This window comes from Phenylobacterium haematophilum (assembly GCF_014196295.1).
GTDB classification, from domain to species: domain Bacteria; phylum Pseudomonadota; class Alphaproteobacteria; order Caulobacterales; family Caulobacteraceae; genus Phenylobacterium; species Phenylobacterium haematophilum.
Map to the genome: position 1 here is coordinate 435,222 of NZ_JACIDK010000001.1, position 18,159 is coordinate 453,380.

Annotated in this window: 19 protein-coding genes and 1 tRNA gene; 13 read left to right on the forward strand and 7 right to left on the reverse strand. The window is 67.0% G+C overall.

What is annotated here, in order from left to right; translation table 11 throughout:
- Positions 1-67: 67 nt before the first annotated feature.
- Entirely contained in the window at positions 68-595 is a 528-nt protein-coding gene (locus GGQ61_RS02260; protein ID WP_183769751.1) for a superoxide dismutase family protein, read from the reverse strand.
- 111 nt (positions 596-706) lie between these two features.
- Here GGQ61_RS02260 and gyrA point away from each other — a divergent pair, with 111 nt between their 5' ends.
- The 6 genes from gyrA to GGQ61_RS02290 all read left to right on the forward strand — a co-directional run bounded on the left by gyrA (position 707) and on the right by GGQ61_RS02290 (position 6,508).
- A complete protein-coding gene (gene gyrA, locus GGQ61_RS02265; RefSeq protein ID WP_183769752.1) occupies positions 707-3,457 on the forward strand; it encodes a DNA gyrase subunit A in 2,751 nt (916 codons plus the stop codon).
- A 126-nt stretch (positions 3,458-3,583) separates the two neighbouring features.
- Positions 3,584-4,078, forward strand: a complete 495-nt coding sequence (gene coaD / locus GGQ61_RS02270) for a pantetheine-phosphate adenylyltransferase (protein WP_183769753.1) — start codon at positions 3,584-3,586, stop codon at positions 4,076-4,078.
- A 50-nt stretch (positions 4,079-4,128) separates the two neighbouring features.
- Positions 4,129-4,989 carry a peptidylprolyl isomerase gene (locus GGQ61_RS02275; protein ID WP_183769754.1) on the forward strand — a complete coding sequence of 287 codons (861 nt, stop codon included), beginning with the start codon at positions 4,129-4,131 and terminating at the stop codon, positions 4,987-4,989.
- Positions 4,989-5,453, forward strand: coding sequence for a peptidylprolyl isomerase (locus GGQ61_RS02280; RefSeq protein WP_183769755.1), 465 nt, complete (start codon positions 4,989-4,991; stop codon positions 5,451-5,453). The genes GGQ61_RS02275 and GGQ61_RS02280 overlap by 1 nt, the downstream gene beginning before the upstream one ends.
- Positions 5,450-6,007 carry a phosphohydrolase gene (locus GGQ61_RS02285; RefSeq protein ID WP_183769756.1) on the forward strand — a complete coding sequence of 186 codons (558 nt, stop codon included), beginning with the start codon at positions 5,450-5,452 and terminating at the stop codon, positions 6,005-6,007. Before GGQ61_RS02280 ends, GGQ61_RS02285 begins: the two co-directional genes overlap by 4 nt.
- A gap of 9 nt (positions 6,008-6,016) precedes the next feature.
- Complete coding sequence (locus GGQ61_RS02290) at positions 6,017-6,508, forward strand: hypothetical protein (RefSeq protein WP_183769757.1); 492 nt, start codon at positions 6,017-6,019, stop codon at positions 6,506-6,508.
- Here the strand turns inward: GGQ61_RS02290 and GGQ61_RS02295 are convergent.
- Positions 6,500-7,462 carry an endonuclease/exonuclease/phosphatase family protein gene (locus tag GGQ61_RS02295; protein ID WP_183769758.1) on the reverse strand — a complete coding sequence of 321 codons (963 nt, stop codon included), beginning with the start codon at positions 7,460-7,462 and terminating at the stop codon, positions 6,500-6,502. The two genes, GGQ61_RS02290 and GGQ61_RS02295, sit on opposite strands and share 9 nt — an antisense overlap.
- Positions 7,463-7,465: 3 nt before the next feature.
- Positions 7,466-8,407, reverse strand: coding sequence for an endonuclease/exonuclease/phosphatase family protein (locus GGQ61_RS02300; protein WP_183769759.1), 942 nt, complete (start codon positions 8,405-8,407; stop codon positions 7,466-7,468).
- Between the two features lie 63 nt (positions 8,408-8,470).
- Between GGQ61_RS02300 and queA the strand changes: the two genes are divergently transcribed.
- Together queA and tgt are read left to right on the forward strand one after the other, a co-directional pair.
- Positions 8,471-9,547, forward strand: a complete 1,077-nt coding sequence (gene queA, locus GGQ61_RS02305) for a tRNA preQ1(34) S-adenosylmethionine ribosyltransferase-isomerase QueA (protein WP_183769760.1) — start codon at positions 8,471-8,473, stop codon at positions 9,545-9,547.
- Complete coding sequence (gene tgt / locus GGQ61_RS02310) at positions 9,547-10,662, forward strand: tRNA guanosine(34) transglycosylase Tgt (protein ID WP_183769761.1); 1,116 nt, start codon at positions 9,547-9,549, stop codon at positions 10,660-10,662. The genes queA and tgt overlap by 1 nt, the downstream gene beginning before the upstream one ends.
- Here tgt and GGQ61_RS02315 read toward each other — a convergent pair.
- Positions 10,647-11,231: a hypothetical protein gene (locus GGQ61_RS02315; RefSeq protein WP_183769762.1), complete on the reverse strand. Its 585-nt coding sequence runs from the start codon at positions 11,229-11,231 to the stop codon at positions 10,647-10,649. The two genes, tgt and GGQ61_RS02315, sit on opposite strands and share 16 nt — an antisense overlap.
- Positions 11,232-11,351: 120 nt before the next feature.
- Here GGQ61_RS02315 and GGQ61_RS02320 point away from each other — a divergent pair.
- From GGQ61_RS02320 to GGQ61_RS02340, 5 genes are all read left to right on the forward strand, one after another.
- A tRNA-Lys gene (locus tag GGQ61_RS02320) sits at positions 11,352-11,426 on the forward strand.
- 188 nt (positions 11,427-11,614) lie between these two features.
- Positions 11,615-12,481, forward strand: coding sequence for a sulfate ABC transporter permease subunit CysT (gene cysT, locus GGQ61_RS02325; protein WP_183769763.1), 867 nt, complete (start codon positions 11,615-11,617; stop codon positions 12,479-12,481).
- A complete protein-coding gene (gene cysW, locus GGQ61_RS02330) occupies positions 12,478-13,320 on the forward strand; it encodes a sulfate ABC transporter permease subunit CysW (RefSeq protein WP_425500945.1) in 843 nt (280 codons plus the stop codon). Before cysT ends, cysW begins: the two co-directional genes overlap by 4 nt.
- 16 nt (positions 13,321-13,336) lie before the next feature.
- Positions 13,337-14,374, forward strand: coding sequence for a sulfate/molybdate ABC transporter ATP-binding protein (locus tag GGQ61_RS02335; protein WP_183769764.1), 1,038 nt, complete (start codon positions 13,337-13,339; stop codon positions 14,372-14,374).
- 50 nt (positions 14,375-14,424) lie between these two features.
- Positions 14,425-14,595, forward strand: a complete 171-nt coding sequence (locus GGQ61_RS02340) for a hypothetical protein (protein WP_183769765.1) — start codon at positions 14,425-14,427, stop codon at positions 14,593-14,595.
- A gap of 4 nt (positions 14,596-14,599) precedes the next feature.
- Here the strand turns inward: GGQ61_RS02340 and GGQ61_RS02345 are convergent, their stop codons facing one another.
- From GGQ61_RS02345 to GGQ61_RS02355, 3 genes are read right to left on the reverse strand one after another with little or no spacing between them, the layout of a single operon-like run.
- A complete protein-coding gene (locus GGQ61_RS02345) occupies positions 14,600-15,571 on the reverse strand; it encodes a transglutaminase family protein (protein WP_183769766.1) in 972 nt (323 codons plus the stop codon).
- Between the two features lie 14 nt (positions 15,572-15,585).
- Positions 15,586-16,518, reverse strand: a complete 933-nt coding sequence (locus tag GGQ61_RS02350; protein ID WP_183769767.1) for an alpha-E domain-containing protein — start codon at positions 16,516-16,518, stop codon at positions 15,586-15,588.
- Entirely contained in the window at positions 16,515-17,927 is a 1,413-nt protein-coding gene (locus GGQ61_RS02355; protein ID WP_183770568.1) for a circularly permuted type 2 ATP-grasp protein, read from the reverse strand. The genes GGQ61_RS02350 and GGQ61_RS02355 overlap by 4 nt, the downstream gene beginning before the upstream one ends.
- Positions 17,928-18,159 lie beyond the last annotated feature (232 nt).

Consider the following 18,159-nt stretch of genomic DNA (forward strand, 5'->3'; position numbering starts at 1 on the left):
TCCGAAAGGGGCGTCGGCCGCCGCGAGCCAGGCCCGCGGCGGCGCAGTCAGGGTGTTCCGCGGGCGCTTAGCCGCCGGCGATGACGCCGCAGGCGATGCGCGCGCCGGCGCCGCCGATCGGCTGGGTCTTGTGGTCGTCGGCGTTGGCGTGGACGACAATGGCCGAGCCGTCCTTGTCGGTCAGGTCCTGGCGACCGTCGACGCCGCCGAGCGAGACGAAGGTGGTGAAGATCTCGGCGTTCGCCGTGCCGTCGGCGGCCACGAAGACGTTCGGCAGGTCGCCGGCCTCGTTGGCGTCAGGGTTCAGCAGGCCATGCACCATGGTCGGGCCGCCGTGGACGTGACCGCCGGCGGAGGTGAAGTCGGACTTCGAGCAGTCGCCCTTCTCGTGGAAGTGCAGTCCGTGCCAGCCCGGAGCGACGTCCTTCAGCTCGATGCGCATCAGCACGCCCTTGGGAGCGTTGGTGAGGGTGGCCGATCCGACCGCGGCGCCGGCCGAATTCTTCAGTTCGATCCGTTGGTTGGCCGGTGCGTCTGCGGCGATCGCCGTCCCGGCGAAAAGGGTGGCGGCGAGGGCGACGAAGGCATATTTCATGAGATCTAGCACCTGGGTTCGAAACTCTACGGACATTTGGCCTAGCGGCCTCCGGGATGGTAACAACAGAACCTAGCTTTGTGTCCGATTCTAAACGGCTAAATCCTCTCCTTGACCGACGAAACCCATACCCCGCCGGACGGTGATCGGCGTGGGGGCATCGCCCCTATCGCCATCGAAGACGAGCTGAAGCGCTCCTATCTCGACTACGCCATGAGCGTGATCGTCAGCCGCGCGCTGCCTGATGCGCGCGACGGCCTCAAGCCCGTGCACCGCCGCATCCTGTTCTCGATGAACGAGCAGGGCCATACGCCCGACCGTTCCTACGTGAAGTCGGCCCGCGTGGTCGGGGACGTCATGGGTAAGTATCACCCGCACGGCGACGCCTCGATCTACTTCACCATGGTCCGGATGGCGCAGCCGTTCTCCATGGGCCTGCTGCTGATCGACGGCCAGGGCAACTTCGGTTCGGTCGACAACGATCCGCCGGCGGCCATGCGCTACACCGAAAGCCGGATGAGCAAGGCGGCGATGTCGGTCGTCGCCGACCTCGACAAGGACACGGTCGACTTCAAGGAAAACTACGACGGCACCGAGCAGGAGCCGGTGGTCCTGCCATCGCGGATTCCGAACCTGCTGGTCAACGGCGCCGGCGGCATCGCCGTCGGCATGGCGACCAACATCCCGCCGCACAATCTGGGCGAAGTCGTCGACGCCTGTCTGTCCTATGTGGACAATCCCGAGGTCAGCCTCGAGACGCTGCTCGACATCGTGCCGGGGCCGGACTTCCCGACCGGCGGCGAGATCATCGGCCGTTCGGGCGCCCGCAACGCCCTGATGACCGGCCGCGGCTCGGTCATCATGCGCGGGAAGGCGGACATCCAGGAGATCCGCAAGGACCGCGAAGCCATCGTCATCACCGAGATCCCGTATCAGGTGAACAAGGCGGCGATGGTCGAGCGCATCGCCGAACTGGTGCGCGAGAAGAAGATCGAAGGCATCGCCGACCTGCGCGACGAGAGCGACCGCGACGGCATGCGCGTCGTCATCGAGATGAAGCGCGAGGCCTCGCCGGACGTCGTCCTGAACCAGCTCTATCGCTACACGCCGCTGCAGTCGTCGTTCGCGGTCAACATGCTGGCCCTGGATCGCGGCCGTCCGCGCGAGATGAACCTGCGCGACCTGGTCGTCGCTTTCGTTGACTTCCGCGAGGAAGTGGTCGTCCGGCGCGTCAAGTTCGAGCTCGGCAAGGCGCGCGACCGCGGCCACGTCTTGGTCGGTTTGGCCATCGCCGTCGCCAATATCGACGAGTTCATCCACATCATCCGCTCGTCCAAGGACCCGGCCGAGGCGCGCGAGCGCCTGGTGGCCCGCGACTGGCCGACGGGCGACATGATGCCCCTGGTCGAACTGATCGCGGACCCGCGCACGGTCGTGATCGAGGGGAGCAAGATCCACCTCACCGAGGAGCAGGCGCGCGCCATCCTCGCCCTGACCCTCTCGCGCCTGACCGGCCTCGGCCGCGACGAGATCTTCGGCGAAGCCCGTGAGCTGGCCGACACCATTCAGAGCCATCTGACCATCCTGTCGGACCGCGCCAACGTCATGGCGATCGTCCGCGAGGAGCTGGTCGCCGTGCGCGACGCCTTCGCCGTGCCGCGCCGCACCGAGATCGTCGACGGCGACGCCGACGTCGAGGACGAGGACCTGATCGCCCGCGAGGACATGGTCATCACCGTGACCCACGGCGGCTACGTAAAGCGCACGCCGCTGGCCACCTACCGCACCCAGCATCGAGGCGGGAAGGGGCGCGCGGGCATGGCGACCAAGGACGAGGATGCGGTCACCCGCGTGTTCTCGGCCAACACCCACACGCCGATGCTGTTCTTCTCGTCGGGCGGCAAGGTCTATCAGCTGAAGGTTTGGCGTCTGCCGGTCGGCAACCCCAATTCGCGCGGCAAGGCCTTCGTGAACCTGCTGCCGATCGAGACGGGCGAAAGCATCACCTCGATCCTGCCGCTGCCCGAGGACGAGGCCGCCTGGGATCAGTACGACGTGATGTTCGCCACCCGTTCGGGCAACGTCCGTCGCAACAAGCTCAGCGATTTCCAGGGCATCAAGCGCAACGGCAAGATCGCGATGAAGCTGGACGACGGCGATGCGATCATCGGCGTCGGTCTCTGCAACGCGCAGCAGAACGACATCCTGCTGACCACGGCGCTGGGCCGCTGCATCCGCTTCGCGACCGAAGAGGTGCGCGTGTTCGCCGGCCGCGATTCGACTGGCGTGCGCGGCATCCGTCTGGCCGACGGGGACAGCGTGATTTCCATGGCGGTTCTGCGGTCTGTCGAGGCGAGCCCGGCCGAACGCGCTGCTTATGTGAAGCAGGCCAATGCGCTACGTCGGGCGACCGGCGAGGACGTCGAGGACGCCGGGCCGGCTGACGACGAGGAGGCCGAGGGCGGCGACGTCGACCTGAGCCAGGAGCGGTTCGTCGAGCTGGGCGCGGCGGAGGAAGTGATTCTCACGGTCTCCACCGAGGGCTTCGGCAAGCGCAGCTCAGCCTACGAGTTCCGCCGCACGGGCCGGGGCGGGCAGGGCCTGCTGGCCCAGGACCTGACCAAGAAGGGCGGCCGCCTGGCCGCCTCGTTCCCGGTCGAAGAGGACGACGAGATCTTGCTCGTGACCGATCAGGGGCAACTGATCCGCACGCCGGTCAATCAGGTCCGGATGGTTGGCCGCAACACTTCGGGCGTCACGATTTTCCGGACCAGCAAAGACGAACACGTCGTATCCGTTGAGCGCCTGGCCGACCAGGGCGGCGGGGACGACGTCGAGATCGAGGATGACGCGGCGGAATAGAGAGGCCGCGTAACGCCTGACGCCCGCAACCGTTGGTTCATCAATCGGTTGCGGGTGAGATTTGGGCTTGCATTCGTGGCTCGCGCCGGTGAAATCCTGCTGCACCGCAACAGGGGGAGACGTCGAATGACGCGTGTGGGGCTCTATCCGGGGACCTTCGACCCGATCCACAATGGCCATACCGACATCATCGGCCGGGCCGTGAAGCTGGTCGACAAGCTGGTCATCGGCGTGGCGATCAACGCCGGCAAAGGCCCCCTGTTCGAGCTCGAAGAGCGCGTCTCGATCCTGCGCGAGGCCACACAGCACCTTAATGATCGGGCCGAGATCGTCGTCCAGCCGTTCGAAGGGCTGTTGATGCACTACGCCCGCGAAATCGGCGCCCAGGTCATCGTTCGCGGCCTGCGGGCCGTGGCCGACTTCGAGTACGAATTCCAGATGACGGCGATGAACCAGCAGCTCGACCGCGAGGTCGAGACCGTGTTCCTGATGGCCGACCCGCGCCACCAGGCCATTTCCTCCAAGCTCGTGAAAGAGATCGCCGTGCTGGGCGGCGACATCAGCAAGTTCGTGAGCCCGACGATCAAGGACGCGCTGATGGCCAAGGTCGGCCGCGGCTGACGACGGCGGACGGGCTGGCGGTGTCGCGCGTTGCCCGCTACGAGGGGCGCATGATCCGAACCCTGTCGCTCACCGCCGCCGTCCTGGCCATGGCGGCTCCGGCCGCCGCCCAGGCGCCTGCCGCAAAGCTCCCTGCAACTGCGCCCGCGCCCTCGGCCGCGGATTGGCGCACCCCCAATCCGGATGACCTGCTGGTCATCGACACCAACAAGGGGCGGATCATCGTCGAGATGCTGCCCGAGGCTGCGCCTGCCCATGTGCAGCGTCTCAGGGAACTGACCCGCGCCGGCTTTTATGACGGTCGCAGCTTCTTTCGGGTCATCGATGACTTCATGGCCCAGACGGGCGATCCCGAGGACCGCGGCACCGGCGGCAGCGACAAGCCGGACCTGACGCAGGAGTTCCAGTTCCGTCTGGGACCCGACGCCGGCTTCGTGCAGGCCGCCGACCAGAATGTGGCCCAGGTCGGATTCATCAAATCGCTGCCGGTGAAGAGTCAGAGCCCGATGCTCATGGCGATGACCGCCGATGGCAAGGTCTCGGCATGGCCGCTGTTCTGCCCTGGCGTCGCAGCCATGGCCCGTGGGCAGGGCGAGGACAGCGCCAACAGCCAGTTCTTCCTGATGCGTCAGACCTATCCGTCGCTCGAGCGACGTTACACCGGCTGGGGTCGGGTGGTGGCGGGTCTCGACGTCGTGCGCGCCATCAAGGTCGGCGAGCCGGTGGCTCCGCCGCAGGACAAGATGGACAAGGTCCGCATCCTGGCCGATATCCCCGCGTCTGAACGCCCCAAGGTGCGTGTGATCGATCCCAGCAGCGCCTGGTTCAAGGCCGAGATCGAAAGCGTTCGCGCCCGAATGGGTGAGAATTTCTCGGTTTGCGAGATCAAAGTCCCATCGGAGGTGAAGTGATGGACCCGGAAAACACCCTTATCCTGACCCTCGACACGGGGCCCGTGACGATCAAACTCCGCCCCGACCTGGCGCCCGGCCACGTCGAGCGCATCAAGGAGCTGGCGCGTGAAGGTTTCTACGACGGCGTCGTGTTCCACCGCGTCATCGACGGCTTCATGGCCCAGGGGGGCGACCCGACCGGCACCGGCACCTCGGGTTCGGACAAGCCGAACCTGAAGGCCGAATTCTCGCGCGAGCCGCACGTCCGCGGCGTCTGCTCGATGGCCCGCACATCGGCGCCGCACTCGGCCAACAGCCAGTTTTTCATCTGCCTGGATGACGCCACCTTCCTCGACGGCCAGTACACGGTCTGGGGCGAAGTGGTCGAGGGCATGGATGCGGTCGACGCCCTGCCCAAGGGCGAGCCCCCGCGCGCTCCGGGCAAGATCCTGTCCGCTCGCGTCGCTGCCGACGCCGCGTGACGCCGTCCCTGGAAGCGGCGTATGCGCAGCCGCATCGCCGCTACCATACACGGGCCCATATCGAGCAGTGCCTGGCGCTGCTCGATCAGGTTCCCGACCTGACCGACACTGAGCGCCAGATCCTGACCTATGCGATCTGGTGGCACGACGCCGTCTATGATCCCACTGCCTCCGACAATGAGGCCAGGAGCGCGCAGATGGCCAAGGCCGATCTGCGCGACTTCGAGGTCTCGATCCACGCCCGCGAGGAAGTCGCGCGGCTGATCATGCTGACGGCCGGCCATGAGGTCGAAGAAGAAGACCGGCTCGGCGAGCTGCTGGTCTCCATCGACCTGGCGATCCTCGGCGCGCCCGCCGACCGCTACGACGCCTACGCGCAAGCCGTCCGGGAAGAATACGCCCACGTCCCCGACGAGCTTTGGCGCAAGGGGAGGTCCGGCGTGCTGCAACGCTTTCTCGATGCGCAGGTTATCTTTCCCGATCCGGCGTTCGCCGAATGGCTGGACGCCCAGGCGCGGGAAAACCTGACGCGGGAGCTCGCGTCGCTCAGCTAGGAGGCTCCGGTGGCGCGGCTGAAGGTCTTCGTCACCTCGGACGGCTTCACCGACTACGTCGTGGCGGCGACCTCGCGGGCCAAGGCGCTCGCGGCCTGGGGCGCCCATCAGGACCTCTTCCAGTCCGGCGGCGCCCGCGAGACCGACGATCCCGATCTTGTGGCCGCGGCCATCGCTGAGCCCGGACATGTACTGCGGCGACCGTCGAAGGTCACACCGCTGGTTCCCAAGCGCCGGCCGGCGGTCAAGCCGGCTACGCCGACGCCTTCAAAGGCTGCGCCTTCCAAGCCACGTGGACCTACCCCCGCACAGCTACGCAGGATCGCCGACCTTGAGGCCGAACTGGAGGCCGCCGCCGAACGTCACGCCGCAGAACTGGCCCGGATCGCAGTCGAGAAGCGAGCGCTCGAACTGCGACGCGACGAGAGCGAGAGCAATTTCCTGAAACGCCGCACCGAACTGCGCGAGGCGCTGCACAAGGCTCGCCTAGTCTTACGGTAAAGGCGCCAGGGTGACGATCACCGGGTAGTGGTCCGAGCCCAGCAGCGGCCCGCGTTCGACGCGGACCGTGCGCCACCCGGGCCCGGCGTAGACATGATCGATCGGCAGCAGCGCGAAGGGGAGGCCCATGCCCGCCGGGCCGCGGTCGGCTGGCCAGGTGAACAGCGCATGGGTCCGACGCTCCAGTCCGAACATCGCATCTTCGTGGCGGCGGCTGAACGACCAGGGCGTGGAGTTGAAGTCGCCCGACAGGATCAGGCGCTCCTTCGGGAAGCGGTTCAGCAGGTCGGCGACCACCCGGCCCTGGGCCTGCTGCCAGCCGCCGTAGATCGGCCAAATGTAGTGGGTGCCGAAGACGCTGAACTCGCCGTGGGCGTCTCGGAACGTGGCGCCGGCGATCGGCGGACGGACGTGATCCACTCCGGGCGGGACTGGGACGTCGTTGGCGACAGGCTTGGCCTTGGAGAAGATCATCACGCTGCAGTCGCCGCAGCTGACATAGTAGCCGTCAAAGGCGCGCTTGAGGGCCGGAGCGATGACGCTGGCCTCTTCGACCACCAGGAGGTCCGGATCCTGGGCGCGCAACCAAGCGACGGTCTCGACCTCGCGGCGGTTGCGTTCCCAGGCGTTGAACTGGATCAGCTTGATCTGGCCCGCCGCATCGTCAACGGCCGGCGGACTGGCTGGCCGCATATACTCGGGGACGAGGAGCGCGCCAAAAGCCGCGATCGCGATGATCGAAACACCGGTCAGAAGCAGGCGCGCGCCGCGGCGCGCGAACACCAGGCCGTAGATCGCCGGAACCAGAGACAACGCCAGCAGCATCGGCGCGAAGTGGGTCAGGACGTCGAGCCGAACACTCCAACGCCCGCCGTGCGCAGCCAGCGCCCAGGCCGCGCAGCCGAACGCCGTCAGGACCATCAGGCTGGTGATTAACAAACGCAGCGAACGCATCGGCTACTTCGGTCTTGGGCTGAGGACGGCGACGACGGGGTAGTGATCCGAGCCCAGCCGCGGCCCCCTGGTGATGGAGACCGTGCCCCAGCCCGATCCGGCATAGACATGATCGATCGGCAATACGGCAAGGCCGAACGGCCCGTTCGCCGGATAGGTCGGCAGGGCTCGCGTGCGCCTTTCCAGCCTGAGCGCGGCGTCTTCGCGCCGGCGCGAGAACGACCACGGGGTCGAATTGAAGTCGCCCACCAGGATGACCCGCTCGGGCGGGCGGTCCTTCATCAGTTCCAGCAGGCGGGCGCTGTTCTCGGCATGGGTCTGGATGTCGGTGGGCCAGACATAGTGGATGCCGACCACGGTGTATTCGCCGCCGATCCCGGGCAGGTGAGCGATGGTGACGGCCGGGCCCAAGCCCTTGCGGCCGCGCCGCGGCGCCTCGATCTGCTTGGCCGGCGCGCGCGTGAAGATCGCGACTTCGCAGGTCTTGCCGCAGGCCATCTGTCGCCCGAGCCGCTGGGTGACGGCAGTCTGGAAGACGGCGCGGGAGTCCTCGACGACAAGGACGTCGGGATCCTCGGTCGCCAGCCAGGCGAGGCGCTGCTCCAGCCCCTGGCTGTCGCGGGCCGCATTGAATTGAATGAGCTTGATCTGGCCCGCCGCGCCGGGCGCGAGAGGCGGGCTTTGCGGCCGCAACAGTTCCGGCAGCATCAACGCCAGGCTGCCGATCACCGCGGCGGCGCCGAGCAGGGCCGGAACCAGCCGGCGATGGGCGAAGATCGCCGCCGCCAGCGTCACCGTGCCGCCTGCAAGGTAGAGCGGCGCGAAGTGGGTCAGGACGTCGAGGCGGTCACTGAAACGCCCGCCCTGCGCGGCGATGGCGGCCGCGGCGGACAGCGCGCCAAGCGGCAGGACGACGCCGCGGAGGACGAATCGCACGAGGCTCATGGCGCGAGCTTACACGCGGCCACGCTTGACGGGTGCGCCGGCCCGTGCGCTTCAAGCGCGTCCATGCAGCTCTCCGACTTCGACTTCGACCTTCCCGACGACCGCATCGCCCTGCGGCCGGTCACGCCCCGCGACGCCGCGCGCATGCTGCTGGTCTCGAAGGGCTCGCCGCTGCGCGATCTGACCGTCGCCGATCTGCCGGCGCAACTGCGGGCCGGCGACGTGCTGGTGCTCAACGACACCCGGGTGATCCCGGCGCGCCTGAAAGGTCGGCGTGTTCGCGAGGGCTCGAACGTCGCCGTCGAGGCCACCCTGCACAAGCGTCTGTCGCCATCGCGCTGGTCCGCCTTCATGAAGCCGGGCAAGAAGCTCGCGCCGGGCGATCGGGTGCGGTTCGGCTCGACCGACGATCGCGCCTGCCTGCTGGGCGCGCTCGACGCGACCGTCATCGAGAAGGGCGAGGGGGGAGAGGTGACACTCGGCTTCGACCTCGCCGGGCCGGACCTCGATGCGGCCATCGCCGAGCGCGGCGCCATGCCGTTGCCGCCCTATATCGCCGCCAAGCGCGGCGAGGACGCCCAGGACAGGGCAGACTATCAGACCGTCTACGCCGACGAGGAAGGCTCGGTCGCAGCGCCGACCGCGGGCCTGCACTTCACGCCGCGCCTGCTCGACGAGCTCAAAGCCATGGGCGTCACGCTGCAGTTCGTGACGCTGCACGTGGGCGCCGGCACATTTCTGCCGGTTAAGACCGAAAACCTGTCGGAACACCGCATGCACGCCGAATACGGCGAGGTCGACGCGGCGACGGCCTCGGCCCTCAATGCGGCCAAGGCGGCAGGGGGGCGCATCGTCTGCGTCGGCACGACGTCTCTGCGCCTGATCGAGAGCGCCACCGGCGAGGACGGCGTCGTGCGCCCCTTCGCCGCCGAAACCGCGATCTTCATCACCCCGGGCTATCGCTTCCGCGCGACTGACGGGCTGATGACCAACTTCCACCTGCCGAAGTCGACCCTGTTCATGCTGGTCAGCGCCTTCGCCGGCCTGGAGACGATGCGAGCGGCCTACGCCCACGCCATCGCCGACGGATATCGGTTTTATTCCTACGGCGACGCCAGCCTGCTGTGGAGAGCCAACTAGTGGCCGCATTCCCCTTTGAGATCGCCGCCACCGACGGCGCGGCGCGCACAGGCGTGCTGAAAACCACACGCGGCGATATCCGGACCCCGGCCTTCATGCCCGTCGGGACTGCTGCGACGGTGAAGGCGCTGACGGTCGAACAGGTGCGCTCGACCGGCGCCGACATCATTCTGGGCAACACCTATCACCTGATGTTGCGTCCGACCGCCGAACGGGTCGCGCGTCTGGGCGGCTTGCATAAGTTCATGCGCTGGGAGCGGCCGATCCTGACGGATTCCGGCGGCTTCCAGGTCATGTCGCTGTCGAAGATCGCGAAGGTCACCGAAGAATCGGTGGCCTTCCAGAGCCATATCGACGGCTCGAAGCATGTGCTCACCCCGGAACGTTCGATCGAGATCCAGGCCGACCTGCTGGGCTCGGACATCGTCATGCAACTCGACGAGTGCGTGGCGTGGCCGGCGGAGGAAGGGCGTGCGCGCCAGGCGATGCAGCTTTCGGCCCGCTGGGGAAAGCGTTCCAAGGACGCCTTCGGCGCGCGCGAAGGCCAAGCCCTGTTCGGGATTCAGCAAGGATCGACCTTCGAACATCTGCGAAAGGAGTCCGCCGAACGCCTGATCGAGATCGGCTTCGACGGCTATGCGCTGGGCGGACTGGCGGTGGGCGAGGGTCACGAGGCGATGTGCGAGGTGCTCGACTACGCGCCGGCCATGCTGCCGGTGGACCGGCCGCGCTACCTGATGGGGGTCGGCAAACCGATTGATCTCGTGGAAGCCGTCGCCCGCGGCGTGGACATGTTCGACTGCGTGCTTCCGACCAGGTCAGGCCGTCATGGCCAAGCGTGGACCTGGGAGGGCGCGATCAACCTGAAAAACGCTCGCTTCGCCGAAGATGATACGCCGCTCGACGAGACCAGCGACTGTCCGGCCTCGTCGCATTATTCGAAGGCCTATCTGCACCACTTGGTGAAGGCCGAGGAGATCCTCGGCCAAGTGCTGCTCTCCTGGCACAACATCGCCCACTTCCAGGCACTGACAGCCGCCATGCGCGGGGCCATCGCCGAGGGGCGGTTCGAGCAGTTCCGTCGCGAGTTCAAAGCCCGTCAGCGCACCGGATAGCGGGGCTTCAGTTCCTGCGACTTCACCGGCGCGCCGGTCAGGATGTGCGACGGCGTGGCCGGCGGGGGGCAGCCGCGGGCTTCGCCCAGGCCCTTGAGGTAGGCGCGCCGGACGCCGCCGGCGGTGATGGCGGCCGTGACCAGACTGTCGTGGCGCTCGGCGCCGGAGAGCTTGCGCACCCATCCGCGGAAGGGAATCACGTCCGAGGCCAGGCCCGCGACCGCTCCCAGGGCCGCGCCCTTGCCGCGATCCATCAGGTCGTCTTCGTCCACGACGGGTTCGTCCAGATCCGCGCCTAGCGCGCCGTTCAGCGGCAGGATCGCCGCGGCGATGGCTTCGCACGTCGCCGCGTGCGGCCGCTGATAGGGGTCGGCCATCGCCTCCAGCAGCACGGTCGGAATCTTCGTCTGCAGCAGATTGACGTCGCGCAGCGGCGCCGAAACGGCCCCCTGCATGCTTTCGCGTTTCGCCTCCGACGTCGTCTGGATCTTGGCCGAGCCGTCCGCCGGCGCGGTGACGCAGCCGCCGACGAGCAGAAGCGGAATCAGGACAGGAACGAAATCGCGCATTGGCCGATGCTAAGGGCAGGGAGAACCTGTTGGAAAGCTGCAGCAGCGCTCTTGCTCCGCGCAAGCCGCCCGCATATGGTCCGCGCCTCTTCGCCGCCGCCCCTCGGGGCGGGGCGACGTGGGCCGGTAGCTCAGTGGTAGAGCATTCGACTTTTAATCGAATGGTCGTGAGTTCGAACCTCACCCGGCCTACCAATTCCTCTGCATCCCAACATCTGCCGCCCCACGCGCTCGCAGCGCCTGTTCAAGGCTGCTCAGGCTTTCGTTCAGCGATGTAAGAAAAACTATATTGTCTATGGGCGCTGTAGGAATTAGCCAGGCCCCCTGCTGGACGCAGCGAACCTCGCGTCTCGGCGTTATGCGTCTGAACCGGGGCTGTAAAGATGACGGCGACCACGCCGACCGATCGCGTCGCGTCAAGAAGGCCGCTGATCCGGCGGCGCTCGGCGATTCCTGGCTTCTCGCTCACCATGGGCCTCACGCTCGCGCTCTTGTCACTGATCGTGCTGATCCCCTTGTCGGCCGTTGCGCTAAAGGCCTCCGAGCAGTCGGCCGCGGAATTCCTGCAGGCGGCGTTTAACGAGCGGGCCCTGACCGCCTATCGGCTGTCGTTCGGCGCGGCGCTAATCGCCGCGCTGATCAACGGGCTTTTCGGCCTGCTGACCGCATGGGCGCTGGTCCGCTATCAGTTTCCCTTCAAGAGCCTGGTGAACGGCATCATCGACCTGCCGTTCGCCTTGCCCACTGCCGTGGCCGGCATCGCCCTCGCCACCCTATATGCGCCAAACGGCTGGATCGGGGCGCTGCTCGCCCCGGCCGGGATCAAGATCGCCTATACGCCGCTGGGCGTGATCGTCGCGCTGACCTTCATCGGTCTGCCGTTCGTCGTTCGCACGCTGGAGCCCGTGATGCGGGACCTCGCCGCAGACGTCGAGGAAGCGGCCGCAAGTCTTGGCGCCACGCGCCTCGACACGATCGCAAGGGTCATTCTGCCGGCCCTCGCGCCGGCCTGGCTGACCGGCTTCGCCCTGGCTTTCGCGCGCGCGGTCGGCGAATACGGCTCGGTGATCTTCATCGCCGGCAACATGCCCTACAAATCCGAGATCGCGCCGTTGCTGATCATCATTGAGCTCGAGCAGTACGACTACGCCGGCGCGGCGACGATCGCAGTGGTCATGCTGTCGGTCTCGTTCCTGATGCTGTTCGTCATCAACGCCGTTCAGGCCTGGGCGCGGAGGCTCGCCGCATGAGCCGGCTACGCCACCCCACCGAAGATTCGCCCTGGGCCAAGGCGCTGATCCTGGCGATGGTCGCGGCCTTTCTCGCCTCGGTCCTCGTGCTGCCGATGGTGTCGGTGTTCTTCGAGGCCCTGCGCAAGGGACTGCCCGCCGCCCTGGAGGCGATCGGGAACGAGGACGCCCGCGCGTCGATCAGGCTGACCCTGATCACCGCGGCGATCACCGTGCCGTTCAACATCGTGTTCGGGGTCTGCGCGTCGTGGGCGATCGCCAAATTCGAGTTCCCGGGCAAGCCCTTCCTGATCACGCTGATCGACCTGCCGTTCTCGGTGTCGCCGGTCGTCGCCGGCCTGATCTACGTGCTGGTGTTCGGCGCTCAGGGTTGGTTCGGCCCCTGGCTGATCGATCACGACATCAAGATCATCTTCGCCGTTCCCGGCATCGTGTTGGCGACGATCTTCGTGACTTTCCCGTTTGTCGCCCGCGAACTGATCCCGCTGATGCAGGAACAAGGCGTCGATGAGGAGGAGGCGGCGGTCTCGATGGGCGCCTCGGGTCTGCGGACCTTCTGGAGCGTGACGGCGCCGAACATCCGCTGGGGCCTGCTCTACGGCGTCCTCCTCTGCAACGCTCGGGCGATGGGCGAGTTCGGCGCGGTCTCCGTGGTGTCTGGGCACATCCGCGGCCTGACCAACACGATGCCGCTGCACGTGGAGATCCTCTACAACGAGTACGATTTCGTCGGCGCATTCGCCGTCGCGGCGTTGCTCTGCTTCCTGGCGGTCGTCACCCTGGTGCTGAAGACCCTGCTTGAAATCGCTCAGCCGCCGTCGCGGCCGGGCCGTCATTGATCGCGAGACGCTGCAAATGACCATTTCCATCCGTTCGGTGGAGAAGACCTTTGGGCGGTATCCTGCGCTCAACAGCGTCAGCCTTGAGATCGCCGACGGCGAACTGCTTGCGCTGCTCGGTCCGTCGGGTTCGGGCAAGACCACGCTGCTTCGGGTTATCGCCGGGCTGGAATTCCCGGACAGCGGCCAGGTTCTCTACGGCGATCAGGACATGACTTACGCAGGCGCCGCTGTGCGTCGTGTGGGCTTTGTGTTTCAGCAGTACGCGTTGTTTCGGCACATGACGGTCGCCAAGAACGTCGCTTTTGGTCTCGACGTGCGCAAAGGCGCGTCCAAGCCGAGCAAGGCCGAGATCACTCAACGGGTCCACGAGTTGCTGCGGCTGGTCGAACTAGGCGATCTGGGCAAGCGTTTCCCCGCCCAGCTATCCGGCGGCCAACGCCAGCGGGTCGCTCTGGCCCGCGCGCTGGCGGTGAATCCGAGCGTGCTGCTGCTCGACGAGCCGTTCGGCGCGCTCGATGCGACCGTCCGCAAGTCCCTCCGAAAGGAGTTGCGCCGCATCCACGACGCGACCGGCGTCACGACGATCTTCGTGACTCACGACCAGGAAGAAGCGCTGGAACTGGCTGACCGCGTCGCGATCCTGAACCAGGGCGCGATCGAGCAGGTGGGCGCGCCGCAGGAGATTCACGACAACCCACGTGGCGCGTTCGTGGCCGGCTTTGTGGGCGAATCCAACCGCCTCGAGGGCGAGGTGAAGGACGGGCGTTTCCGCCGCGGCGAGGTGCAGTTCGTCGCCGCCGGCGTGGCCGACGGCGCGGCCGTCGCCTATGTGCGGCCGCACGAGCTGGTGCTGTCGCCGACAGCCGGCGAGGGGAGCTTTGGGTTCGTGGCCAATCATATCGCTCCCCAGGGCGCAGTGGCGCGGATCGACGGGATCACGCCGAGCGGCCTGCGCCTGGAGGCGGCCTTCGCTCGCCAGGCCGTCGCCGATCTGCGCCCGGGCGCACAGCTCAGCCTTTCGGTTGGGCGCGCCTACGTTTTCCCGGCCTAGCGACGCGGGGCGAACCCATTGTTCGCTTTTTGGGATCAGGCGACCTGAGGGTGCTGGGGCGGGTCGCAATCGACGTGTTCGACCGGGCGGTTGATCCGGCGCTGTGTTCCGAGGCCTGGGTGCTGACCGACGAGAGCAACACCGCCGCCCGCGCCGCCTACTGGGCGGCGGGCGGCGATGCGACCACGGGTGTGGTCATGGCGACTTTTCCCTTCGACTGACGGGCTACTGCTGCTGCTGCTGCTGGTCGTAGCCTGGAACCCCGGCCGGCCGCCGCCGTCCGCCGCGTGCGAACGAGGGTTGGGCCATTCGTATGAACTCGGGCTCAGTCGGGGCCGCGCGGGCGCGGCGGACAGATACGCCCACCGCCAACTGGCTCTCGGCGTCGCCCTTGTAGACCCCCCGCGAGGGCGGCACGTCATTGTAGTCGCGGCCAACGGCGGCGGCGATGTGGCGCTCGCCGGCCAGCACGTTGTTGGTGGGGTCGAAGCCGACCCAGCGCAACGACGGCAGGAAGACCTCGACCCAGGCATGGGTGGCGTCCGGATCTGAGCGGTCGCCGGACTGGCGGTCGGTGAAGAGATAGCCGGAGACGTAGCGAGCCGGAACGCCCCAGCTGCGGCAGATCGCGATCATGATGTGGGCGAAGTCCTGACAGACGCCGCGGCCGGCGCCGAGCGCCAGATCGATCGGGCTGTCGGCGTGGGTGACCCCCGGCTCGTAGTCGAACGAGGTGTAGATGGTCTCCGACAGCGCCCGCACCGCGTTGAGCGGGTCGCGTCGGCGCAGTTCGTCCAACTGGTGCTCGGCGACGTAGGTGCGCAGGGCGTCGGTCTCCACGGCGAAGCCGCCGAAGGACAGGAAGTCGAAATTCTCGCCGCGCACGAAATCGCTGCGCAGGCGGTCCCATTCGCCATGATCAAGCCCGTCGGGCAGGACGGGCGGCGCCTGAGTCTCGACCGCGGCGTTGGCGACGATGCGCAGTCGGTCGTGTGGGTGCGGGACGTCGAAATGATAGACCGCGTTGCCGAACGGGTCGGCGTAGGAAAACAGCTGCGCCGCCGGATCTACATCCAGATCGAAGGAAACCAGGCGCTGGCGGGCGGCCTTCTGGGGCTGCATCCAAACCTCCATCACGCTTTCGCGCACGGGTTCGGCGTAGTGGTATTGCGTGACGTGCCGGACTTCGAGAAGCATGGGACGGTGGGTTCCTAGGCCGGGAGCCGGGTTTCCAGGGAGTAGGCCACAAAGGTGTCGTAGATCGAGCGATGCAGCGCGGCGCAGTCTTCCAGCACGCTGGAGATCAGGCCGCTGGCGCCGTCGTACTCATCCATGTCGGCGTACTGTAATCGCGCGCGCAGGCGTCCAGCGAGGCGCTCGGGCGGCGAGTGTCCGCCGGCGTCAGCATGGCGCGCGGCCGAGCTTAGGTATTCTTCGATCCGCGCCGTGCAGAACCGCATCGAACGGGGAAACTCCTCGTCGAGAAGCAGGAACTCAAGCACTTTGCGCGGCTGAACGTCTGAGGTGAAACGGCGCAAGTACGGTTCCAGCGCGCAGCTCATCCGCAGCACGCCCATGAGCGCCATGTGGTCCTCAGGCGCGCGGCGCAGACCGAAACAGGCCTCCAGCAGGCGGCCGATAAGCTGAGCGCGTTCCAGGTGCACGCCGAGCAGCAGGAAGCGCCATCCCTCGCCATGACTCATGGTTGCGTCTGCGGCACCTTTGAACAGATGCAGGTCGGCGATGATCTCGTGAAGGAACGCCGAGGGGCCGTCTTCGAATGCTCGCGGCGCGTCGCTGGCCGTGACCCGCAGGTGCAGCATGTTGAGCCGCTCCCACGTCTCTGTCGTGATCTGGTCGCGGACCTGCCGGGCGTTTTCTCGGGCGAGCGCCAGTGAGGAGACGATCGACCCGCTGTTGTGGCGGTCCAGCGCCAGGGCCAGGGCGAGTTGATAGGGATCATCCGCATTGTGCAGTTCAGCGTCGCCTACGGCCGACAGTACGATGTGCGAGACGAGGCCCGCCGCCTCGTTGCGGTCCAGCGTCGCGTTGAGCATCACGTCGCTCAGACGGCACAGGTGTTCGGCGCGTTCGACGTACCTGCCGATCCAGTAGAGGCTGTCGGCTACGCGGGCGAGCATCATGGCCGGGCTCCTTTCGGCGTCGATTCCAACACCCAGGTGTCCTTCGAGCCGCCGCCCTGACTGGAATTCACGACCAAGGATCCCTTTTTGAGCGCCACCCGGGTCAGGGCCCCCGGCGTCACCGCGATCTTCTCGCCCGAAAGGATGAAGGGGCGCAGATCGACGTGGCGCGGCTCGATGACGCCATCGATCAGGCACGGGGCGGTCGAAAGCTGGATCGTCGGCTGCGCGATGTAGTTGGCGGGATCGGCAGCGATCGCCGCGGCGAAGGCCTCGCGTTCTTTGCGGCTGGCGTGCGGTCCCACCAGCATGCCGTAGCCGCCCGATGCGCCGACCGCCTTGACCACCAGCTTGTCTAGATTGGCCAGCACGTGCGCCATCTGCGTCGGTTCGCGGCAGAGATAGGTCTCGATGTTCGGCAGAATGGCGTCCTCGCCCAGGTAGTAGCGGATGATCGCGGGGACGTACGCGTAGACCGCCTTGTCGTCGGCGACGCCGGTGCCGGGCGCGTTGCAGATGACGACGTTGCCGGCCCGGTAGGCGTTGAACAGGCCCGCCGATCCCAGCGCCGAGTCGCGGCGGAAGGTGAGCGGGTCGATGAAGTCGTCGTCGACCCGCCGATAGATCACGTCGATGCGTCTCAGACCGGTCGTGGTGCGCATGTAGACCATGTTGTCGTGCACGACGAGGTCGCGGCCTTCGACCAACGGGCACCCCATCAGCCGCGCCAAATAGGCGTGCTCATAGTAGGCGGAGTTGTAGACCCCCGGGGTCAGCACCACGATCTGGGGGTTGGGCCGCCAATCTGCGGCCATACTCTTCAGGGTGCTCAGCAGCAGGTCGGGATAGCGATCGATGGCCCGCACGCCAGCTTCGCGAAAGGATCCCGGGAAGGTGCGCCGCGAGGCTTCGCGGTTGGCCAGCATGTAGGAGACCCCGGACGGGACGCGCAGATTGTCCTCGAGCACGGCAAAGGCGCCGTCCGGTTGGCGGATCAAGTCCGATCCGCAGACGTTGGCGTAGGCTTCGTGCGGCACGTAGAGGTTCTGCATTTCCCGCCGGTACGAGGGCGCGCCCAGCACCAGTTCGCGCGGCACCACGCCGTCCATCAGGATCTGCTGCGCGCCGTAGACGTCGGCCAGGAACATGTTCAGCGCGCGCAGACGCTGGGTCAGTCCCGCCTCGATCCGCTCCCACTCCGCCGCCGGAATGATCCTGGGCAGGAGGTCTGTCGGAATGATCCGCTCGGTGCTGCTCTGGCCGCCGTACACGGTGAAGGTGATGCCTTGGAGCAGGAAGTAGCGTTCGAGCGTCCGCTGACGCTCGGCCATTTCAGCCGAGGCTAGGGTCGCTATGCGCTGGTGCAGTCCCGCGTAGTGTTCGCGCACCTCGCCGGCGCCGGTGAGCATTTCGTCATACGGGGTCACGGACGGTGGGGCCGCCTGCGCATCCGCTGTGCATTCAGGGTCCTGGGTCGCCACGCCGTACTCCACCCGCCAGCCCTTTCCTGCGGTTCGCTGGGAAAGCTTAGGAAAGGCGGGAGCAATTGAGGCGAGAAATCCGATCCAGCCGCAGCGCCCTGCGCGGGCGCCCACGAATTGTGCAGATTGGCGCCTGTGCGTGTGGCGCCTTCATCTATCG